Origin of the sequence: Zoogloea sp. (assembly GCF_023150065.1) — a bacterium.
Taxonomy (GTDB): domain Bacteria; phylum Pseudomonadota; class Gammaproteobacteria; order Burkholderiales; family Rhodocyclaceae; genus Zoogloea.
The window spans coordinates 1-600 of record NZ_JAKLLN010000168.1 but is presented as its reverse complement, the minus strand read 5'-3'; the positions used below and the strand labels follow the sequence as shown (position 1 = coordinate 600).

1 protein-coding gene is annotated in these 600 nt (G+C 70.8%); it reads left to right on the top strand.

The genetic code is table 11. The annotated features are described in order from the left end of the window. Nucleotides 1-15 precede the first annotated feature (15 nt). Nucleotides 16-600 (top strand): response regulator (locus L6Q67_RS24080; RefSeq protein WP_296576215.1); only part of this gene is annotated, 585 nt, incomplete at its 3' end.

Sequence of the window (600 nt, the reverse complement as noted above, 5' to 3'; positions counted from 1 at the left end):
ATGGTGCTGGAGGACATGCTGCTCTCCGAAGGCGCCATGCTGACCATGGTGAGCAACGGCCGCGAGGCCGTCGAAGCGGTGGCCCGGCACGGCGTCGATGCCTTCCAGGTGGTGCTGATGGACATCCAGATGCCCGAGATGGACGGCTACGTCGCCACCCACAAGATCCGGGAAATCGCCCCGGGGCTCCCGGTGATCGGCCAGACCGCCCACGCGATGGCCGAGGAACGCGCCAAGTGCCTCGAGGCCGGCATGGTCGCCCACATCGCCAAGCCCCTTGATCTGGACATCCTCGTCGAGACCATCCTCCGCCACGCGAGCCGGCCGGCGGCGCCCGCCCCGACGCCGATGATCGATCACGACGCCCTCGCCGCCCGCTATCCGGGACGGCCCGAGTTCATCGCCCGCCTGCTGGGAGTCTTTGCCACCGGCGCCGCCGCACGGCTGGCCGGGCTGGACGAAGCCATCGCCGCCGGCAACCTGCCGCAGATCGTCGAACTGGCCCACGCCGTGAAGGGATCGGCGGGCAACATCATGGCCTCGCCCCTGGCCGACCTCGCCCGCCAGACCGAGCATGCCGCCCGCGACAGCCAGCCCGAC